At 45.2% G+C, this 1,904-nt stretch carries 3 protein-coding genes and 2 pseudogenes; 2 read left to right on the forward strand and 3 right to left on the reverse strand.

All coding sequences use genetic code 11. From position 1 onward, the window contains the following. Nucleotides 1-467: pseudogene (locus CVD27_RS23350) on the forward strand (leucyl aminopeptidase); the annotation flags it as partial. Nucleotides 468-537: 70 nt separating this feature from the next. Beyond that, entirely contained in the window at nucleotides 538-789 is a 252-nt protein-coding gene (locus tag CVD27_RS23355) for a hypothetical protein (RefSeq protein WP_101650925.1), read from the forward strand. A gap of 18 nt (nucleotides 790-807) precedes the next feature. Here CVD27_RS23355 and mnhG read toward each other — a convergent pair whose 3' ends face one another. The 3 genes and pseudogenes from mnhG to CVD27_RS23370 all read right to left on the reverse strand — a co-directional run. Continuing rightward, entirely contained in the window at nucleotides 808-1,191 is a 384-nt protein-coding gene (gene mnhG / locus CVD27_RS23360; RefSeq protein ID WP_101650927.1) for a monovalent cation/H(+) antiporter subunit G, read from the reverse strand. Continuing rightward, on the reverse strand, nucleotides 1,175-1,456 hold the full coding sequence (locus CVD27_RS23365) for a Na(+)/H(+) antiporter subunit F1 (protein WP_101650928.1): 282 nt from the start codon (nucleotides 1,454-1,456) through the stop codon (nucleotides 1,175-1,177). Before CVD27_RS23365 ends, mnhG begins: the two co-directional genes overlap by 17 nt. Next, nucleotides 1,453-1,904: pseudogene (locus CVD27_RS23370) on the reverse strand (Na+/H+ antiporter subunit E); the annotation flags it as partial. The pseudogene CVD27_RS23370 and the gene CVD27_RS23365, both read right to left, overlap by 4 nt.

The following is a 1,904-nucleotide window of genomic DNA, read 5'->3' on the forward strand; positions in this document are numbered from 1 at the left end:
GTCGTTTAGTACTAGCTGATGCAGTGACGTATGCGAAGCAAGCGGGCGCTGAGTATTTGATTGATGTAGCCACACTAACGGGCGGTGTCATTGTAGCACTCGGTAATGATAAAACGGGCACATTGACCAACGATGACGCATTCTATAAAAAATTTCAAGAGGCGGCGGATGAAACAGGGGAATTCATTTGGCAACTGCCATTAACTGAAAGCGATCGTAAGCGGATTCGCAAAAGTGATGTCGCAGATGTAAACAACTCACCAGGACGAGATGGCCATATGATCTTCGGAGGTGGCTTCGTCGGAGAATTTGTTGGAGATACACCGTGGATTCATTTAGACATTGCAGGTACGTCTGATGCAGCGAGTCCACATGCGCTCGGCCCGAAAGGCGCGACGGGCGTTATGGTCCGTACATTGGCAACCTTTGTAGAGCGTTTGGCTGCTGAAGCAGAACAACAAGAATAGTTCAATATAGGCGCTTTCCCCACACCTTCTTTCCGGCTAGACATAGGATACATGGAAAGGGGGAACTTGGATGACAAGACATAATCATAGAGGTGGATACGGTGGCGGTCGCGGTCATGGTCATTATGGCGGCGGTTATGGAGGTGGATTTGGTAGTTTCGGGGGTCCTTTCCTAGGTGGTTTAGTTGGCGGATTTTTAGGTAATGCTATTTCCCCAGGCTACGGTTACGGAGGTGGCTATGGTGGGGGATACTATCCACCTTACTACAACAGCTATCCGTACTATCCACAACCATATTACCCTTACTATCCATACTATTGAAAAAACACGCCGTGATGACTATTTGTCATCCGGCGTGTTTTTATCTGATTCTATGCGTTGTTCTATTACTGCTTCTTCTAAATCATCCCCAACCGTTAAATCGGTAGGTTCTACACCCGACATATAAGCGGCACGTGTCATTAAGTGACCACCAATTGGAGAAGTGATGAACAAGAAGACGATACCGAGCAATAGCTGAACACTAAAGTGGCCTTCATTCCACCAAAAGTGGAGGAAAACTCCGAGCAATAAACTCATGACCCCAAGTGTAGCACTCTTTGAAGCAGCATGTGCGCGTGTATAGACATCCGGAAGCCGTAAGATTCCAATGACTGTGACGATCGTAAAAACAATCCCCACCGTAACGAGTAACACAATAATAATATCAGCGATCAGATCCACGTTCGATAATCTCTCCTCTCTCAATGAATTTGGAGAAGGACACTGTGCCAATAAACGACATAATGGCGATCAATAGAATCGCATCGATGAAGAAAGGGGTGTCGAACAAGATGGAAAACAGTGCGATCGCTGATATGAGCATGACACCGACTGCGTCAAGAGCTACTAAACGATCCGGCACAGAAGGACCTTTCCATACACGATATAATAATCCGAGCATAGACAGGATGACTAGCACGAGACAGACAGAATAAAATATAATCATCCTCGGCTCACCTCCATAATGGCTTTCTCGAATGTGTTTTTAATAGAAGTCCATTGCTTCATCCACATCGTCTACATCAATCGCATGGATATACAACGTACGCTGATCATCTGAAACATGAACGACGACCGTACCAGGCGTCAACGTAATTAAACTAGATAACAACGTAATTTCCCAATCTTTTTCAAGTTCTGTTGGCATAGCGAAGAACATCGGTCGCATAGTCGATAAATCCGGCTTGATCACTAGTAACAACACGGAAATATTCGACATGATCAGTTCTTTTAGAAAAATCGCTGTCAGTTTCACTGCAGACCAGATTCGCCAAATGTACAAGCGTCCACTGAAATAACGGCGTGTCATGATGATCATCAACAGCCCGATAAGATATCCGATGATGAACGTAGAAGGTGTCAATGAACTTGACATGAACATCCAAACGACTGCA

The sequence above is a fragment of the Neobacillus cucumis genome (genome assembly GCF_002860255.1).
GTDB classification, from domain to species: domain Bacteria; phylum Bacillota; class Bacilli; order Bacillales; family Cytobacillaceae; genus Neobacillus; species Neobacillus cucumis_A.